Source organism: Sphingopyxis sp., from assembly GCF_036675685.1.
In the GTDB taxonomy this organism is placed as follows: Bacteria; Pseudomonadota; Alphaproteobacteria; order Sphingomonadales; family Sphingomonadaceae; genus Sphingopyxis.
The window spans coordinates 54,565-71,215 of sequence record NZ_JAKFEM010000042.1; the positions used below are offsets into that span (position 1 = coordinate 54,565).

Consider the following 16,651-nt stretch of genomic DNA (forward strand, 5'->3'; position numbering starts at 1 on the left):
ACAGGCGGGTCAGGCGGTTTCAGCGATGCTTTGCACAGTGACATCCGTCCCGAGCAGCCGGTCGAGGATCGTCTCGACCCCGAAGCGATAGGGGTCGCTGGTCGGCAGCCCGAATTCGGCTTCGATCCTGGCGCAGAGCGCGATCGCTTCCTCCTCGGGTATCGCCGAGGTGTTGAGCGCGATGCCCACCATCCGCACGTCGGCGCTCGTCAGCCGCGCTACGCGCAGATTGGCTTCGATGGACTCGGCAATGCCGGGCAACGGATAGTGCGGCAGGCCGCGCATATGCGGGCGTACCGGGTCGTGACAAAGGACGAGCGCGTCGGGCTGCGCGCCGTGCAGCAGGCCCGTCGACACGCCGGCGAACGAGGGGTGATAGAGCGAACCTTGGCCTTCGATCAGGTCCCAGCCGTCGTCGGTGCGCGCAGGCGAAATCTGCTCGATCGCGCCCGAGATGAAATCGGCGACCACCGCGTCGAGCGGGACACCGCCGCCCGCGATCAGGATGCCGGTTTGTCCGGTCGCACGGAAATCGGCCTTAAGCCCGCGCTTTTCGAGCGCGGTTGCGAGGCAGAGCGTCGTGTACATCTTGCCGACCGAGCAATCGGTGCCGACGGTCAGCAGCCGCTTGCCCGCGCGTCGCTTGCCGTTGCCGATCGGAATGTCGGGCCGCGGCTCGCGCACGTCGTGCAGCTTGCGGCCCAGCCGCGCCGCGGCTTCGATCAGACGCGGTTCGGCGTTCAGCCGGTGGTGCAGCCCCGATGCGATGTCGAGCCCCGCCTCCATCGCAGCCAGCGCATCGACGATCAGATCCTCGCCCAGCTTGCCGCCTGCATTGGCGATGCCCAGCACCAGCGTTCGCGCGCCAGCGGCGTGCGCAGCGGCGAAATCCATACACGGCAGGTCCAAAGTCAGCGGGCAATCGTCGTGGCGATATTCGCCGATGCAGATGTCGGGCCGGAACACAGCGAGCCCGCGCGAGGTCTTGATGTCGGCGGGGTCGTTCGAATGGCCGAGGTAGAGAAGATAGGGTGTTTCGATCATGGGTCAGGGAAACCTGCGTGATGGTGAGAGGCCAATATTATCTCCACCTGCCGCAATGCCCCAATATCTAGCGCCCTATATCCTATAGCTTGATGCTATAGCCCCTCGATCACCGTCGCGAGCACCGCGAGGAACTGCGACGCTGTTCGCGATGGCGGGCGGTTCTGCAGATAGACCGCGTTGATGTCGAACGTGATCGCGGGCTGTAAAGGCCGGCTCGCCAAGCCGAGGGGCAACGTGGCATGGGCGGTGAAATTGTCGACGATCGCCATGCCGATCCCCGCGCCGACCAGCGCCGCCGCGACATAATAGGTGCGCGCCGAAACCACCTCGTCCAGCACGACCTCCAGGCGATTGAGCTCGCTTGACAGCATCCGTCCGATCGGGCCGCCCTGGACCGGGCTGATGAACTTGTGCCCGCATAGCTCGTCGAGGCGCAGGCGCGGCGGCGCGCCGGGCATATCCTCTTCGCGATAGATGACCACCAACTCGCCCTCGCCGATCACCTGGTGGGCGACAGGGGCCGACAGCGGAACTTCGAAACTGATCGCGATGTCGGTTTCCTGCTCGTAGAGTTTGCGCACCATTTCATCATGATGCAGCGTCTGGAGATCGAACATGATGTCCGCATGGTCGCCCAGAAACCGGGCCACGGCCTCGGGGATCGCGCCCAGGCCCAGCGAGGGAAGCGCGGAAATGCGGAGCAGACCGCCGCGCCCGTGACGCATATTCTGGCAGGCCTGGCGCAGCGACCGCACCCGGTCCTGAATGTCGGACACTTCGGCGAACAGCGTGTGCGCGTCCTGCGTCGGGATCAGCCGCCCCTTCGACCGTTCGAACAATGTCAGGCCGATCGAGCGTTCGGCATGGCGCAGCACCTTGGTCACCGACGGCTGCGACACGTTGAGCGACCGCGCGGCGGCGCTGACCGTGCCATGCAGGAAGACCGCGTGGAATATCTCGATCTGGCGCAGGTTCATCCGTTGCGATCCCAAAGCTGCGGTCAGGGGGAGTATATTCACCCCTTGTTTTGGCCGCATATTTGCTGCGGCTTTGACCTCTATGCCATCGGGTTATAGGGGGTGCAACAACACTCTCTGGACGCGGAGCGCGTATTCGGGACATCCTGATCCCCGGAAAAAACTGACCGGCGGCATGCGTCGAATGCCGTTCGCCATCACGCCCTCCCACGGAAGGATAACGCCGATGTCGCCGCCTGCCTCGCTTTCGGTTCGCCGGACGATCGGTTCGCTTTCGGCGGCTGCGGCGCTGATCTGTGTGGCGGGAGCGGCGGCGCAGCCGGACGAGGCGGTCGATGTGATCATCCGGGGCGGGACGATCTATGACGGCGGCGAGGGCAAGCCCTTTGTCGGCGATGTCGCGATCCGCGGCGACCGGATCGTCCATGTCGGCCGCCCGGGCCGCTATTCGGCGGCCAGGGTCATCGACGCGAAGGGGATGATCGTCGCGCCCGGCTTCATCGATCCGCACACCCATGCCGACAGCTTCATTCGCTCGCCCGACAAGGCGGTGCGCGTCAACGCGGCCTGGCTGGATCAGGGGGTCAGCACCGTGATGATCGGGGTCGACGGTTCGGGCACGCCCGATGTCGCGGCGGATGCCGGCAAGCTGGCGGGGTCGGGGATCGGCACCAATATCGTATCGTTCGTCGGGTTCGGACCGGTTCGCCGGCGGGTGCTCGGTCAGGATGCCCGGGCGCCGGACGCGGCGGAACTGGGCCGGATGAAGGCACTGGTCGCCAAGGGCATGTGCGAAGGCGCGGTGGGCCTTTCGACCGGACTTTTCTATGCGCCGCAAAGCTTTGCCACCACCGGAGAGGTCGTGGCCGTGGCGCGCGAGGCGGCGATTCGCGGCGGCATCTACGACACCCACCAGCGCGACGAATCGAGCTACAGCATCGGCCTGCTCGGATCGGTGCAGGAAGCCATCGACATCGGCCGGCAGGCGGGAATGCCGGTCCATTTCGCCCATCTGAAAGCACTCGGCGTCGATGTCCATGGACAGGCCGGCGCGGTGATCGCGGCGATCGATGCGGCGCGCAAGGCGGGTGTGGATGTGACCGCCGACCAATATCCCTGGCTGGCGTCGGGATCGAGCCTCGATGCGTCGCTGTTGCCGCGCTGGGCGGTCGATGGCGGCGGCGCGGCGTTGCTGAAGCGGCTCGACGATCCCGCCACGCTGGCGCGGATCCGCGAAGAGATGCAGGACAATCTTCGCCGCCGCGGCGGGGCAGGTGCGCTGCTCCTGATCGCGCAAGGTTTTCCCTGGGCCGGAAAGACGCTCGCAGAGGTCGCGGGCGAGTGGAAGATGGACAGCCGCGATGCGGCGCTGCGGATCATCCGGTGGAGCATCGAGGCGAAAGATCCGGAACGCGGCGGCGGCACCGCGGTCGCGTCGTTCAACATGGCGCAGGCGGACGTCGACCTGCTGATGAAACAGCCGTGGATGGTGACATCGTCCGACGGATCGGACGGCCACCCCCGCATGTTCGCGACCTTCCCCGAAAAATATGTGCGCTATGTCCGCGAGCGGAAGGTCATCGGCCTGCCGACCTTCATCCGCCAATCGACGGGGCGCACCGCCGACATCTACAAGCTCGACCGGCGCGGCTATCTGCGTCCGGGCTATTTCGCCGACGTGGTCGTGCTTGACCCCGTCCAATATGCGCCGCGCGCCGACTATGTGCGCCCGCGCGAACTGAGCGTCGGCGTCCGGAAACTGTTCGTCAACGGCGCATTGGCTGTCGATGACGGCCGAACAACGGGCGTAACCGCCGGTCGCGCCCTGCTGCGGCCTCCTCCGCCTGGCTGCACCGAGCAGCTTTCCGGGCCCTAGAAAGCTGCTTCGCTCATCATTGACACGAGGCCTCCACTCCGCTTTATCAAAAATCGAATTATTAAAGCGCTCATATTTATGAGATTCTGTCCGTTCGGCGTCTTGCGCCGGTACCGGGCATTCGGAGAGGCCGGAGAATAGTCCAGCGATGACCCCCCATCTTCCAGGTCTTGATCGGCGGCAAACGACAAAGAGCGGGGCCGAGGCGCGCGATGCGCGGTTGACCCTCAGTCTGTCGGGCACGAATCTCGAGCGTGCGGGCGACTATAACCAGCGGATCGTGCTCCAGGCCATTCGCCTGACCGACGAGACGACGCGGAGCGAACTGGCGCGCGTGACCGGGCTCACGCCGCCAACCATCGTCAACATCACGAAACGGCTGATCGATCTGGGCCTCGTCAAGCCGGCGGGGCGGCTGCAGGGGAAGCGTGGCCAGCCAGCGATGCGGATCGTCATCAATCCCGACGGTGCCTTTGCGATCGGGCTCAACATCGACCGCGATCACATCACGCTGGTCACGCTCGACCTCGCCGGCACGATACGCAGCCGCCACACACGCGAAATTGCCTTCGCGCTTCCCGAAATGGTCGTCGATCATGTCCGCGAGGCGCTGCCCAAACTACTCGAAGAAGGCGGGGTTGATCGGGGGCGCATCCTTGGCGTCGGGGTGGCCCTCCCCGACGATCTCGGGCGTATCTCGTTGCCGCATCGGCCCAAAGAGTATGACGCGTGGGACGACATCGACGTTGGCGAGCTGCTGCGCGATGTGCTCCCTTGGCCACTGCATGCCGATAATGACGCCGCATCGGCGGCGCTCGGCGAAGTGCATCTTGGCAACGGCATCGCGCATCCAAGCTTCTTTTACCTGCTGATCAGTGCGGGACTGGGCGGTGGCCTGGTTATCGATCGAAGCTATGTTCGGGGCGCGAATTCGCGATCGGGAGAGATTTGGGCGATGCCCGATCCCGAGCGAGGGGAAGGCGCGATCGTGCAGGATACGGTTTCGCTGTCGGCGCTGTACGCCCGGCTGGAGGCGGAAGGGCACAATGTGGACCGGCCCGAGGCGCTGATCGATGGCTCGGCCGATCAGGACGCCATTATCCTCAAATGGCTCGACGATGCAGCGGACGCGCTCGTTCAGCCCCTGATTGCGGTCAATTGCCTGATCAATCCTGCCGCCATCCTCATCGGTGGACGGCTTCCGGGAAAATTGGCGGATGCGCTCGTCGAGCGGCTCAATGCCCGGATGGCCGGGCGCAAGCTTCCCACGGTTGCGCCGGTGCGAAGGGCGGGGGCGGCCGATGATGCGTCGGCGATCGGTGCCGCCATCATCCCTTTCCTCGACAATGTCCTGCCGTCGGAATCGATCCTGATGCAGGCGGGGCGCTGACGCGCCCGACTCTACTCGGAGCCCTACTCGATCCGCTGCGCCATCTCGTCGAGATCGACGCCCCGGGTTTCGGGGAAGATGGCCGCGACGACGATGAACTGAACGACCATCGCGGCGGCGAAGATTGCGAACGGCGCTCCCGGCGACCAGGCTATCAATATGGGAAAGAGGCCGGCGATCAGTGCGTTCATCAGCCAATGCGTGCTGGCGCCGAGCGCGCTTCCCCGCGCGCGTACCGGCGTGGGGAAGATTTCCGAGATATAGACCCAGATGACCGCGCCCTGGCTGGTCGCGAAGAAGGCGATGAAGCCGATCAGCGCCGGCAGCATCAGGCCGGTGCCGAGCGTGCCGAACAGAACCCCGGCCGCGACGGCGAGGCACAGGGCCATGCCGGCGGCGCCGATCAACAGCAACGTCTTGCGTCCCAGCCGGTCGATCAGCGCCATGCCGACCAGCGTGAAGATCAGGTTGGCGATCCCGATCAGCACGGCCTGGCGGTCGGGCGACAGCGACCCGGCGCGGACGAAGATGTCGTTCAGATAATAGAGCACCGCGTTGATCCCGGCGAGCTGGTTGAACATCGCGACAAGGACCGCGAGCATCATCGGCCGGCGATGGCGGCGCCACGAGAGTTTCTCGCCGGGTGGGTCGCGCTCGAGTGCTTGCTCGACGCGGCGGAGTTCGGCTTCGGCCGCATCGGGGGACGTGCCGATCCGCGCCAGTGCCACGCGCGCTTCGTCGCGGCGTCCCTTCGCGACGAGCCAGCGCGGGCTGTTGGGAATCGCGAACAGCAGCACGAAGAACAGCAGGGCAGGGGCGGCGGTGACCCCCAGCTTCCACCGCCAGGCCGCGTCTCCGCCGACCAGCCCCGCGATCGTCGCATTGCTGAGATAGGCGACCAGAATGCCGGTCACGATCATCAGCTGGAACAGGCCGACCAGCAATCCGCGATGTCGCGGCGGCGCGATTTCGGCGATATAGATGGGCGCGAGGACCGAAGAGCCGCCGATCGCAAGCCCGCACAGGAAGCGGAAGATGAGGAACATCGGCCAGCTCGATGCAAGCGCGCAGCCAATTCCCGCGATGAAATAGAAGGCAGCGAGCACGCGCAAACTGTCGCGACTGCCGAACGCGTCACCGGGCTTGCCGGCGAACAGCGCGCCGACGAGGGTTCCCCATAACGCCGCCGAAACGGTAATCCCGAGCGTTTCGGGGGTGAGGGCGAACAGATTGGTCAGGTCGCCTGTGACGCCGGCGATCACCGCGGTATCGAACCCGAAGAGGAGGCCGGCCAATGCCGCTGTCCCGATCGCGGCGGCCAAGGTGCGGCTACCGCCGACGCGCTGCGGTGCGTCGGGACCGGAAAACGCGTCGCGGTCGTGCTTGCCTGTCATCCACTCTCTCCAACGGATCGAGCGCCGGCGCCCGTCCTGATTGTCGATCAACATGCCACAAAGCCGATTCCGATCAAATAAATTAATTTTCATTATTATCTTGACGAGGAGCGCCCGGCCAGGGCAGTTTTCTAAAAACCAGATCCGAACCGGAAGGGCGGGCGGGAAACAGGGAGAGGCTCGTGCCGGCGACATTGCTTGCGACCCACCGCGTGGAAAAGCCCTGGGGGCGCCACCGACTATGGGGTCCGTTTCGCGATCCGCCCGCGGGCGGCGAGCCGGTCGGCGAGGTCTGGTTTCAGGCGCCCGGCGACAGTCAGCCCGACCTCCTGATCAAATATCTCTTCACCAGCGAGAAGCTGTCGGTGCAGGTGCACCCCGACGACGAGCAGGCGCATGCCCGTGGATTGCCGCGCGGCAAGGACGAATGCTGGCTGATCCTCGATGCCGCGCCCGATGCCACCATCGCGCTGGGGACGAAGGAACCGGTCGACAAGGTCGCGCTGCGCCAGGCGGCACTCGACGGCAGCATCGAGCAATTGCTCGACTGGAAGCCGGTCAAGGCGGGTGACTTTTTCTATGTCCCGTCGGGCACGGTGCATGCGATCGGCGCAGGGCTGACGCTGATCGAGGTGCAGCAGAATAGCGAAACGACCTATCGTCTCTATGATTATGGCCGGCCGCGCGAGCTGTATCTGGACGACGGCGTCGCGGTCGCCGACGCCTCTCCCTATGTGCCCTATGCTTCGCCCGGCCGCGTTGCCGACGACCGCACGATCTTGGTCGAGGGGCCGAAATTCATACTCGAGCGGCTTGGTGGTGGCGCGCGTACGCTGTCGCTGCCCGAGGACACGACCGCTTGGCTGATCCCGGTAAGCGGAGGCGGTGTGATCGACAATATTCCCTTTCGCGCCGGCGAATGCCTGACGCTCGCTGGCACGACGCGCATCGATGCCAACGCCACCGCCGACCTGTTGCTGGCCTATCCGGGCGACCGGCGCCTGCACGGCTGACGCACAAGATGATGATCGGGAGGAGGATCCAGATGAGAGATGAGACCGTCCGATGGCAGGGCAAGCGCAGATCGCGAAAGATGGCGATCATCGCATCGTCCTTGGCGATGCTGCCGCTCATACTGGCCTTCCCAACCGCGACGGCGCAGCAGGCACAATCGCCCGTCGATCTCGCCGATCCGCTGGTCGGGACCGCGCCGCTCGACGATCCGAAACTGATCGGCAATGCGCCGCCGCCGGGGGAGCCGGTCTATTCGGGGCAGACCTCGCCGGGCGCGCGCCTTCCGCACGGATCGGTCGAGGCGGCGCCGGTGAACAATAATATCGAGCTTCTCTATCCGAACGGCGTCCCCGTTCCCTATTATTACACCAACCCGACGATGATCGGCTTCACCGGCGGCGGCGGCTCGACCTATGGCGGCGGCGCCGAGCCTTTCATCATGCCGGTGGTCGGCGACTGGTCGCCGCCGCCCGCCTACAGCCAGTCATACTATGACAAGTCGCGCGAGAAGGCGTCGCCGGGCTATTATTCGGTCTATCTCGACAGCTTCCGCACGCAGGCCGAACTCACCGCGACGCGCTGGGCGAGCGTGATGCGCTTCACCTTTCCTGCGAGCGAGCGGTCGAACATCATCGTCAACCTGCCGCGCCACGGCGGCTCGGTCGAGGTCGTCGGCGACCGCATCATACGCGGCATATCGAACGACAAGGACAGCGCCGACGGCGGCTATTTCGTCGCCGAATTTTCGAAGCCCTTCGCCGCGCTCGGCACCTTCCGCAAGGCGCCCGGCGACAATGCGGGCTGGGGCATCGGCACCAGCGACGTGAAACCCGGCGGGCGCGAGATGTCGGGCAGCTATGCCGGCAGCTATGTGACCTTCAAGACGAAAGCCGGCGAGCAGGTGCTGGTGAAGATGGCGCATGGCACCAGCTATGAGCAGGCCGCACAGCGGCTCGCCGCCGAAGTGCCGGGATGGGATTTCGAAGGCGTCCATGCGGCGGCGCGCGATACTTGGGCGCAGCTCCTGAACCGCGTCCGCGTGACCGGCGGCACCGATAAGCAGCGCAAGCTCTTCTACTCGACGCTGTTCCAGTCCTTCGCTTCGCCGCGCCTGATCGCGCAGAAGGGCGAGAAATTCGCCGACACCAATGGCAAGGTCCAGACGGCGACGCACGACCGTTACGGTCCGGTTCCCTTCTGGGATACGGGGCGCAACCAGATCGTGCTGCTCGAACTGATGGAGCCCGATGCGGTCCAGAACATCATGGCGTCCGAACTCGCGATGGCGCGCGAGAAGGGCTATATGAACACCTCCTTCCACGGCGACAACGCGGTGTTCCTGTTCCTCGGCGCGTGGGAGCGCGGTATCGAATTCGATTATGAAGCCGCCTATGAATATCTGCGCAAGAACGCGACCGACCCGAAGGGGCCGCGCGGCTATCTCGCCGAATATATGAAGCAGGGCTGGATATCGGACATCGTGCCCGACCATAATCCCAGCCCGCCCTATGCCGGCGGCAAGGCGGGGGCGGACAAGACGCTCGAATATGCGTGGGACGATTATGCGCTCGCGCTCTACGCGAAAAAGCTCGGCAAGGATGCCGACCACAAGATGTTCCTGAAGCGCGCGGGCAATTATGCCAACGTCTTCGACAAATCGATCGGCTTCATCCGCGGGCGCACCGCCGACGGCAAGTGGATCGCGCCCTTCGACCCGCAGGAACCCTATTATAATTTCATGATGAAGGAGGCGTCGGGCTGGTCGACCTTGTGGCTCGTGCCGCACGACGTGCAGGGGCTGATCGGCCTCATCGGGGGGCGCGATGCGTTCAATGCCAAGCTCGACGAGTTTTTCACCAAGCCGTATAACCCCACCGGCATCTGCCGCGATTGCACCGGCGTGATCGGGCAATATGTCCACGGCAACCAGCCCGACCAGCAGGCGCCCTATTATTACAACTGGAGCGGCCAGCCTTGGAAGACACAGGCGCTGGTGCGCCAGATCCTGGGCACAACCTATGGCAGCGATGCGTCGGGTTACGGCTATCCGGGGATGGACGATCAGGGCGCGACCTCTTCGTGGTACGCGCTCTCGGCGCTCGGCTTCTACCCGGTCGATCCGTCGAGCCAGGACTATATCATTGGCAGCCCGGTGTTCGACGACGCCAGCCTCGACATGGGCAATGGCAAGACGCTGCGGATCGTCGCGAATAATAATTCGGCGACCAATGTCTACATCCAGTCGGCGACCCTGAACGGCAAGCCGTGGAACAAGCCATGGTTCCGTCACGACGATGTCAAGGACGGCGCGACCTTCGTCTTCACCATGGGGCCGAAGCCTAACAAGGCGTGGGGCGCCGCGCCCGACGCCGCGCCGCCGTCGATGTCGCGAAAGCGCTAACCAGCCCATCGCCCCCGCAGCCCCCGCGGGGGCGCGAGCCCAGGACCCGCCTCATCCCCCTTAAGGGTCCTGGGCTCTCCCCAATTCCAACAGGATCGTTTCCATGCGCAGCCTTTTGATCATCGCATCTTTTCTCGCTCTCGCGCCGGTCGCGGCGCAGGCCCAGACTGCCGCACCGCCCGCTGGTGACGCCGTCTACACCAGCGATCTGATGACGCGGTGGGGCAAGGAAGTGACACCCGAAAACGCCTGGCGTCTCTATCCGCGCCCGCAGATGGTGCGCGATCGCTGGGTCAACCTCAACGGCCTCTGGGATTATGCCATCGCGCCCACGGCGGCCGAGCGTCCGGCGACGATGGACGGGAAAATCCTCGTGCCATTCCCGGTCGAGTCCAGGCTGTCGCGCGTCGCACGCAAGGTGACGCCCGACGACCGTGTCTGGTATCGCCGCAGCTTCACCGTCCCCGCCGAATGGCAGGGCGAGCATGTCATGCTCAACTTCGGCGCGGTCGATTATGAGGCCACGGTGCGCGTCAACGGATCGGTCGTCGGCTCGCACAAGGGCGGTTTCGACGCTTTCGGTTTCGACATCACACCGTATATGAAATCGGGCGCGAACGAATTGATCGTCGAGGTCACCGATCCGACCAGCGTGGGCACGCAGCCGCGCGGCAAGCAGATCCTCGATCCCGCGGGCATCTGGTACACCGCGGTCAGCGGCATCTGGCAGACGGTGTGGATCGAGCCGGTCCCGAAGCTCCATATCGCAGAAGTGCGCGCAACCCCCGACATCGACCGCGGCACCGTCGATGTCGCCGTGGCGCTCTCCGGCTGGGCGAACGACAATGACGCGGTGCGGCTGACCGCGAGCGCGGGCGGCAAGACGGTCGCCTCGACGATCATTCGCGCCAACCGGCAGGCGTCGCTTGCCATTCCGAACGCGCATCTCTGGTCGCCGGACGACCCTCATCTCTATGATCTCAAGGTCGAGCTGGTGACGATCGCCGATCCCTATGCGGGCGAAGCCGAGCGCGACCGCAAGGCCTATGACTCGCGCTTCACCGATCATGAGCGGCGCGTCTATGCGAAGGCGCGGGTGCAGGGCGCGCCGCGCGATAGCGTCGCGGCCTATTTCGCGATGCGTAAGATCTCGATCGGGCCCGGCCGGGTGGCGGGGCAGCCCGCGATCCTGCTCAACAACAAGCCGCTGTTCCAGCACGGCACGCTCGATCAGGGCTGGTGGCCCGACGGGCTTTATACGCCGCCGTCGGAGGAGGCGATGAAGAGCGACATCGTCTTCCTGAAGAAGGCGGGGTTCAACATGCTGCGCAAGCATATCAAGGTCGAACCCGCGCGCTATTATCACGACGCCGACCGGCTCGGCATGCTGATCTGGCAGGACATGCCCTCGGGCGGCGGCGAGGACCAGTATCTCGCCGGCACCAGTCAGTATCAGGCGATCTTCCCGTCGGAGACGATGGCCGAGCAGCAAAAGCAATTGTCCGAGATGATCGGCGAGCTGCGCGCCTTCCCCTCGATCGTGACGTGGGTCGTCAACAATGAGGGGTGGGGCCAATATGATTCGGCGACCCTGTCGCGTTTCGTGAAGGGGATCGATCCGACGCGGCTGGTCGATGCCAATTCGGGCTGGCTCGACGTCGCGCCGAACGACTCCGATATGCTCGACATCCACACCTATGAGGATGTGCCGAAAACGCCACTGCTGCAGGCCGACCGCGCGATCGTGCTCGGCGAATATGGCGGGGTCGGTTTCCCGGTGCCGGGGCATATCTGGAAGCCGGGCAAGGGCAATTGGAGCTATCAGGTCGCGCAGGACGAGAAGGAATATCTCGTCCGCTTCCGCCGCAAGATGGAAGGCGTGATCCGGCAGGCGAAGGAGGCCGGACTCAGCGCCTCGGTCTACACCCAGACGACCGACGTCGAGGACGAGATCAACGGCCTTTTGACCTATGACCGCGCGGTGCCGAAGGCGTCGGCGGAGGCGTTGGCTGAGATCTCCGCGCCGCTGTGGAACACCCCGACTCCGGACTGACCGGCGGCGGGCGAGAGCGTGACGGCACCTGCTGTCCCCGGAGTCGGGGATGGCGGGCGCGATGGTCTGCGGCCGTGAGCCGATTTCCACGCAAAACTACGAAAAACTGCGCGTTTTGACGGTTCCGTAACGATTCATCGCGTCCCGCCACCGGCTTGAAAAATTTATTTTGACAAATTGTTTTTTATATTCTGATAGAGGCTCAACGGGTCGGATGATCCGCTGCCCGGTGACTCGATGGCACCGGATAACGAGTGGGGGCGAACAGCCCCTCGAACAGGGAGGTCGATGTGATGAAGGCAGGACAAATCCATTCAGCGAAAGCGGCGCGGCGCGAGCGGCTGGTGCGCGAACTGATGCTGAGCGCGGGCACGCTCGCCGCGCTGTGCAGCGCCGGGCAGGCCCATGCGCAGGCAGCGCCGGCGACGCAGCCGCCGGCAGACGAGACGGCAGAGGCGCCGGGCGACGCGATCGTCGTCACCGGCTATCGCAAATCGATCGAGCAGAGCCTCGAACAGAAGCGCGAAGCCAATTCGCTGATCGAGGTCATCACCGCCGAGGACATTGGCAAATTCCCCGACAAGAACGTCGCCGACGCGCTGCAGCGCGTGCCGGGTGTGATCATCACCCGCGACGGCGGCGAGGGCAGCCGCGTCAGCATCCGCGGTCTTCAGTCGGACCTGACGCTGACCCTGCTCAACGGAAATTTCATCGCCGGCGCCGACAGCGGCGATCCGTCGCGTTCGTTCAACTATGTCCTGCTGCCGTCGAACTTCATCGCCAGCACCGAAGTCTACAAGTCCGCCGAGGCGCGGCTCGAAGAGGGCGGCGTCGGCGGCACGGTGATCCTCAACACCCGCCGTCCGTTCGACCTGCCGGCCTGGTCGGGCTTCGTCTCGGCCGAGGGCACCTATTCGGATACGACGAAGAAATTCGATCCGCAAATCGCCGGCCAGATTTCGTGGAAAGACCCCGAAGAGCGCCTCGGCTTCCTGATCGGCGCGACCTATCAGGAACGCGCGAATCGCGAATTGCGCGGTTCGACCGAGACCTGGCGCTGGTGGAGCGACCGCGACGCGAACGGCGACATCATAACGCCCGCGACCGACGTCAACGGCAATCCGTTCGAGAATGACGACGCGATTTCCTATTGGCCGGGCACCGGCGTGACGGGTCAGGACGGCAAGCATTACTCGGGCTATTGGGCGCCGCAGTCGGTCAATGCCGAAGTCTTTTCGCAGCAGCGCAAGCGCCTGGGCATCCAGGCGACCGCGCAGATGCGCCCGATCGAAAATCTGACCGTCACTGCCAATTATTTCCGCTTCGATTATAAGAGCAACTGGCAGAGCAACGTGCTCAAGATCCCCGAATGGGGTTATGGCAATTTCTTCACCGCGCCGACCTTCGACGAGAGCGGCACGATCTTCCAGTCGGCGAATTTCCAGGTGCCCGCAGTTGGAACCGGATGCCTCGTCAACACGCCGCCGTGCACGATGGAAACGCCGCAGCTCGCGGGCTCGTACAGCCGCGAAAAGCAGGTTTCGAACACGTTCGAGACCGAGGTTGCCTGGAATCAGGACAATTTCGACGCGGTGCTGAAATTCGGCAAGACGCGGGCCACCGGCGGTCCGTCGATGCGCTTCGGCGTCGCTGTAAAGCCGCGCCTGACGGTGACCGGGCAGGAGCAGAACGGCAACTTCCTGAGCATGTGGGATTTCACCGGCGGAAATCTCAACATGGAATTCTCGCCCGAACTGCAGGAGAATATCAAGAACGGCATCGCCCAGATCGACGTCGGCTCGACCGGATCGGGCTTCACCAACAGCGCGATCACGCAGCGCTATGCGCAGCTCGATCTCGTCCGCCGCTTCGACAGCTTCCTCAGCGCGTTCCGTGTCGGCGGCAAGTGGCGCGAGATGAGCATCCACCGCGAAACCGGCCGCAACGAATGGTACGCCGATCCGGCGACCAAGCTGCGCTATCAGGACACGCCCGCGGGCGCCGTTGCTCGCCCCGAATATTTCTATGACAAGCCGATCGGCAACATCGCCGGCGGGTTCAATGCGAGTTCGTTCCCCGGCATCAACTTCAGCAATTATCTCGACTATATCAACGAAACCTATGGCCCGTCGGTGCGCGTCCCCGAGCCGAACAACACCTATGACCTGAAGGAGAAGGTGTTCGCCGGCTATGTCCAGGCCGATTTCGCAACCGGCCCGCTGCGCGGCAACATCGGCGTCCGCGTTGCGCACACGAAGCAGTCGGGCTTGACCTCGGATCGCCTGCAATTCCTCAACGACTATTGCGTCAACGGCCCGGGCGGCCCGTTCGATCCGAACGTGCCGATCGGCCCCGACGGCAATTGCCAGGTGCTGCCGCTTTCGCAGCGCGAGGTGATCGTCAACACCCAGGTCGACCAGTCGAAAAGCTACACCGACTGGCTGCCGAGCCTGAACGTCGTCTATGAGGTCACACCGGATATCGTCGTACGCGGCGCGGTCGCCAAGGTGATTGCGCGCCCGTCGTTCAACGATCTGGGGTCGCAGCGTTCGCTCACCTATCGTTCGGAGGCCTATGCCTTTGACCGCGGCCAGTTCGGCGAATTCGAAGGCTGGTCGGGCAGCGGCGGCAACGCCGATCTCCAGCCCTTCTCTGCCTGGCAGTACGACCTTGGCGTCGAATGGTATTTCAAGCGCGGCTCGGTGCTCGGCGTCGGCCTATTCCGCAAGGACGTGTCCGACTTCGTCGTTCCGCTCGTGCTCGACGTGACACGCGAAGTGAATGGCGAACAGGTGCTGATCCAGCCCTATTCGACCGTCGCCAACGGCTCGAACGCCAAGTCGCAGGGCGTCGAAGTCTACGCCCAGCACACGTTCGATTTCGGCCTCGGTGCGCAGGTGAACTTCACCTATAACGACACCTCGGTCGCCGACATCACACTCGACGGCGAGACAGTGGGCAAATCGGCACTCGTCGGCAGCGCGAAGACGCAGGTCAACGCGTCGGTCTTCTACGAAACCGACAAATTCCTCGTCCGCGCTTCGTACAACCGCCGCGGCGAAGTTGTCGAAGGGCTCTCTTCGGGTCTCAACATCTACACCGACCCCTATGAACAGGTCGACATCAACGCGTCGTACGAGCTGATGGACGGGCTGATGCTCACCGCTTCGGTCATCAACCTGACCAAATCGGAAGAGCGCCAGCACCTTGGTAACGACACCAAGGATCGCTTTGTCCGCAGCAACTACTTCGGTCGCCGCGCCTATGTTGGTGTGTCATACAAGTTCTGATGGGGCCCATACCCCAGCTCTCCCACTTGGGTGGCTCCGCAAGGAGCCACCCACCTCTTTCCGGGCGCGCGGGTTCATGCTTCGGTACGGCAAATTTATAACGGATAGATGGGGAGGGACGCAGGCGTGCGTGTCGGGTTGAAATCGCTGATCCTGGGTGCAACGCTGTTGGCCAGCGGCACCGCTTCGGCGCAGAATCCGATCGTCCCCGGCTGGTACGCCGACCCCGAAATGCGTGTCTTCGGCGATCGCTACTGGATCTATCCCACTTATTCGGACCATGGCGAGACGCCGGACGTCTCAAAGCATTTCAGCGAAAAGCAGAAGGAATTGCGCGAGCAAAAGACGGTCAGGCCTTCCTATCATTTCCAGACCTTCTTTAACGCCTTTTCATCGCCCGACCTCGTCCACTGGACGAAGCACGACCATGCTCTCGATGTCGAGAATGTCGCCTGGGCCGCCTATGCCGTGTGGGCGCCCTCGGCGATCGAGAAGGACGGCAAATATTATCTCTTCTTCGGCGCGAACGATATTCAGTCGGACGACCAGCTTGGCGGCATCGGCGTTGCGGTCAGCAATCGCCCCGAGGGGCCGTTCAAGGATGCGATCGGCAAGCCGCTGATCGACGCCTTCCATAATGGCGCGCAGCCGATCGACCAGTTCGTCTTTCGCGACGACGATGGGCAGCATTATCTCTATTATGGCGGCTGGAAGCATTGCAACGTCGTGCGGCTGGGCGGCGACCTGACCTCGATCGAGCCTTTTGCCGACGGCACGACCTATAAGGAAATCACGCCCCCCGGCTATGTCGAGGGTTCGTTCATGGTGAAGCGCAAGGGCGTCTATTATCTGATGTGGTCGGAGGGCGGCTGGACTGGCCCCGACTATTCGGTCGCCTATGCGATGGGGCCGTCGCCCACCGGGCCGTTCAAGCTGATGGGCAAGATATTGAGCCAGGATTTCAAGATCGCGCGCGGCGCGGGGCATCATTCGGTGGTCAATGTGCCGGGTACCGACGACTGGTATATCGCGTACCATCGCCGTCCGCTCGATGAAACAAGCGGTGAGCGGCGCCAGCTCGCGATCGACCGTATGACCTTCAACGCCGACGGCACGATCGCGCCGGTGATAATGACGAACGAGGGCGTCGCAGCGCGCCCGCTGCCGGGATCGCCGGCAAACAGGGGAGAGACGAAGTGAAGACGATCC

Annotated in this window: 10 protein-coding genes; 7 read left to right on the plus strand and 3 right to left on the minus strand. The window is 64.1% G+C overall.

Annotation, left to right across the window (positions count from 1 at the left end; genetic code table 11):
* Positions 1 to 9: 9 nt before the first annotated feature.
* Together dgcN and V6M50_RS16425 are read right to left on the minus strand one after the other, a co-directional pair.
* Positions 10 to 1,044: an N-acetyltransferase DgcN gene (gene dgcN, locus V6M50_RS16420; protein WP_332819656.1), complete on the minus strand. Its 1,035-nt coding sequence runs from the start codon at positions 1,042 to 1,044 to the stop codon at positions 10 to 12.
* A gap of 95 nt (positions 1,045 to 1,139) precedes the next feature.
* Entirely contained in the window at positions 1,140 to 2,024 is an 885-nt protein-coding gene (locus V6M50_RS16425; RefSeq protein ID WP_332819657.1) for a LysR family transcriptional regulator, read from the minus strand.
* 226 nt (positions 2,025 to 2,250) lie between these two features.
* On the opposite strand from V6M50_RS16425, the gene V6M50_RS16430 reads away from it, so the two are divergent.
* Positions 2,251 to 3,900, plus strand: a complete 1,650-nt coding sequence (locus V6M50_RS16430; RefSeq protein ID WP_332819658.1) for an N-acyl-D-amino-acid deacylase family protein — start codon at positions 2,251 to 2,253, stop codon at positions 3,898 to 3,900.
* 220 nt (positions 3,901 to 4,120) lie between these two features.
* Complete coding sequence (locus V6M50_RS16435; protein WP_332819659.1) at positions 4,121 to 5,290, plus strand: ROK family transcriptional regulator; 1,170 nt, start codon at positions 4,121 to 4,123, stop codon at positions 5,288 to 5,290.
* Positions 5,291 to 5,313: 23 nt separating this feature from the next.
* Here the strand turns inward: V6M50_RS16435 and V6M50_RS16440 are convergent, their stop codons facing one another.
* The gene (locus V6M50_RS16440; protein ID WP_332819660.1) at positions 5,314 to 6,684 is read right to left on the minus strand and encodes a sugar porter family MFS transporter; all 1,371 of its coding nucleotides are present in this window, start codon (positions 6,682 to 6,684) and stop codon (positions 5,314 to 5,316) included.
* A 182-nt stretch (positions 6,685 to 6,866) separates the two neighbouring features.
* On the opposite strand from V6M50_RS16440, the gene V6M50_RS16445 reads away from it, so the two are divergent.
* From V6M50_RS16445 to V6M50_RS16465, 5 genes are all read left to right on the plus strand, one after another.
* Positions 6,867 to 7,697: a class I mannose-6-phosphate isomerase gene (locus tag V6M50_RS16445; RefSeq protein ID WP_332819661.1), complete on the plus strand. Its 831-nt coding sequence runs from the start codon at positions 6,867 to 6,869 to the stop codon at positions 7,695 to 7,697.
* Between the two features lie 32 nt (positions 7,698 to 7,729).
* Entirely contained in the window at positions 7,730 to 10,099 is a 2,370-nt protein-coding gene (locus V6M50_RS16450) for a GH92 family glycosyl hydrolase (protein WP_332819662.1), read from the plus strand.
* 103 nt (positions 10,100 to 10,202) lie between these two features.
* Positions 10,203 to 12,152 (plus strand): glycoside hydrolase family 2 protein, encoded by a 1,950-nt coding sequence (locus tag V6M50_RS16455; protein WP_332819663.1) that lies wholly within the window; start codon positions 10,203 to 10,205, stop codon positions 12,150 to 12,152.
* 293 nt (positions 12,153 to 12,445) lie between these two features.
* Entirely contained in the window at positions 12,446 to 15,442 is a 2,997-nt protein-coding gene (locus tag V6M50_RS16460; protein ID WP_332819708.1) for a TonB-dependent receptor, read from the plus strand.
* Between the two features lie 126 nt (positions 15,443 to 15,568).
* Positions 15,569 to 16,642, plus strand: a complete 1,074-nt coding sequence (locus tag V6M50_RS16465) for a glycoside hydrolase family 43 protein (RefSeq protein WP_332819664.1) — start codon at positions 15,569 to 15,571, stop codon at positions 16,640 to 16,642.
* The last annotated feature ends 9 nt before the right edge of the window (positions 16,643 to 16,651 follow it).

Coding starts and splice junctions, on each gene's coding strand:
- dgcN (WP_332819656.1), bottom strand. CDS start 1,044: ATGATCGAAACACCCTATCTTCTCTACCTCGGCCATTCGAACGACCCC.
- V6M50_RS16425 (WP_332819657.1), bottom strand. CDS start 2,024: ATGAACCTGCGCCAGATCGAGATATTCCACGCGGTCTTCCTGCATGGC.
- V6M50_RS16430 (WP_332819658.1), top strand. CDS start 2,251: ATGTCGCCGCCTGCCTCGCTTTCGGTTCGCCGGACGATCGGTTCGCTT.
- V6M50_RS16440 (WP_332819660.1), bottom strand. CDS start 6,684: ATGACAGGCAAGCACGACCGCGACGCGTTTTCCGGTCCCGACGCACCG.
- V6M50_RS16450 (WP_332819662.1), top strand. CDS start 7,730: ATGAGAGATGAGACCGTCCGATGGCAGGGCAAGCGCAGATCGCGAAAG.
- V6M50_RS16455 (WP_332819663.1), top strand. CDS start 10,203: ATGCGCAGCCTTTTGATCATCGCATCTTTTCTCGCTCTCGCGCCGGTC.
- V6M50_RS16460 (WP_332819708.1), top strand. CDS start 12,446: ATGAAGGCAGGACAAATCCATTCAGCGAAAGCGGCGCGGCGCGAGCGG.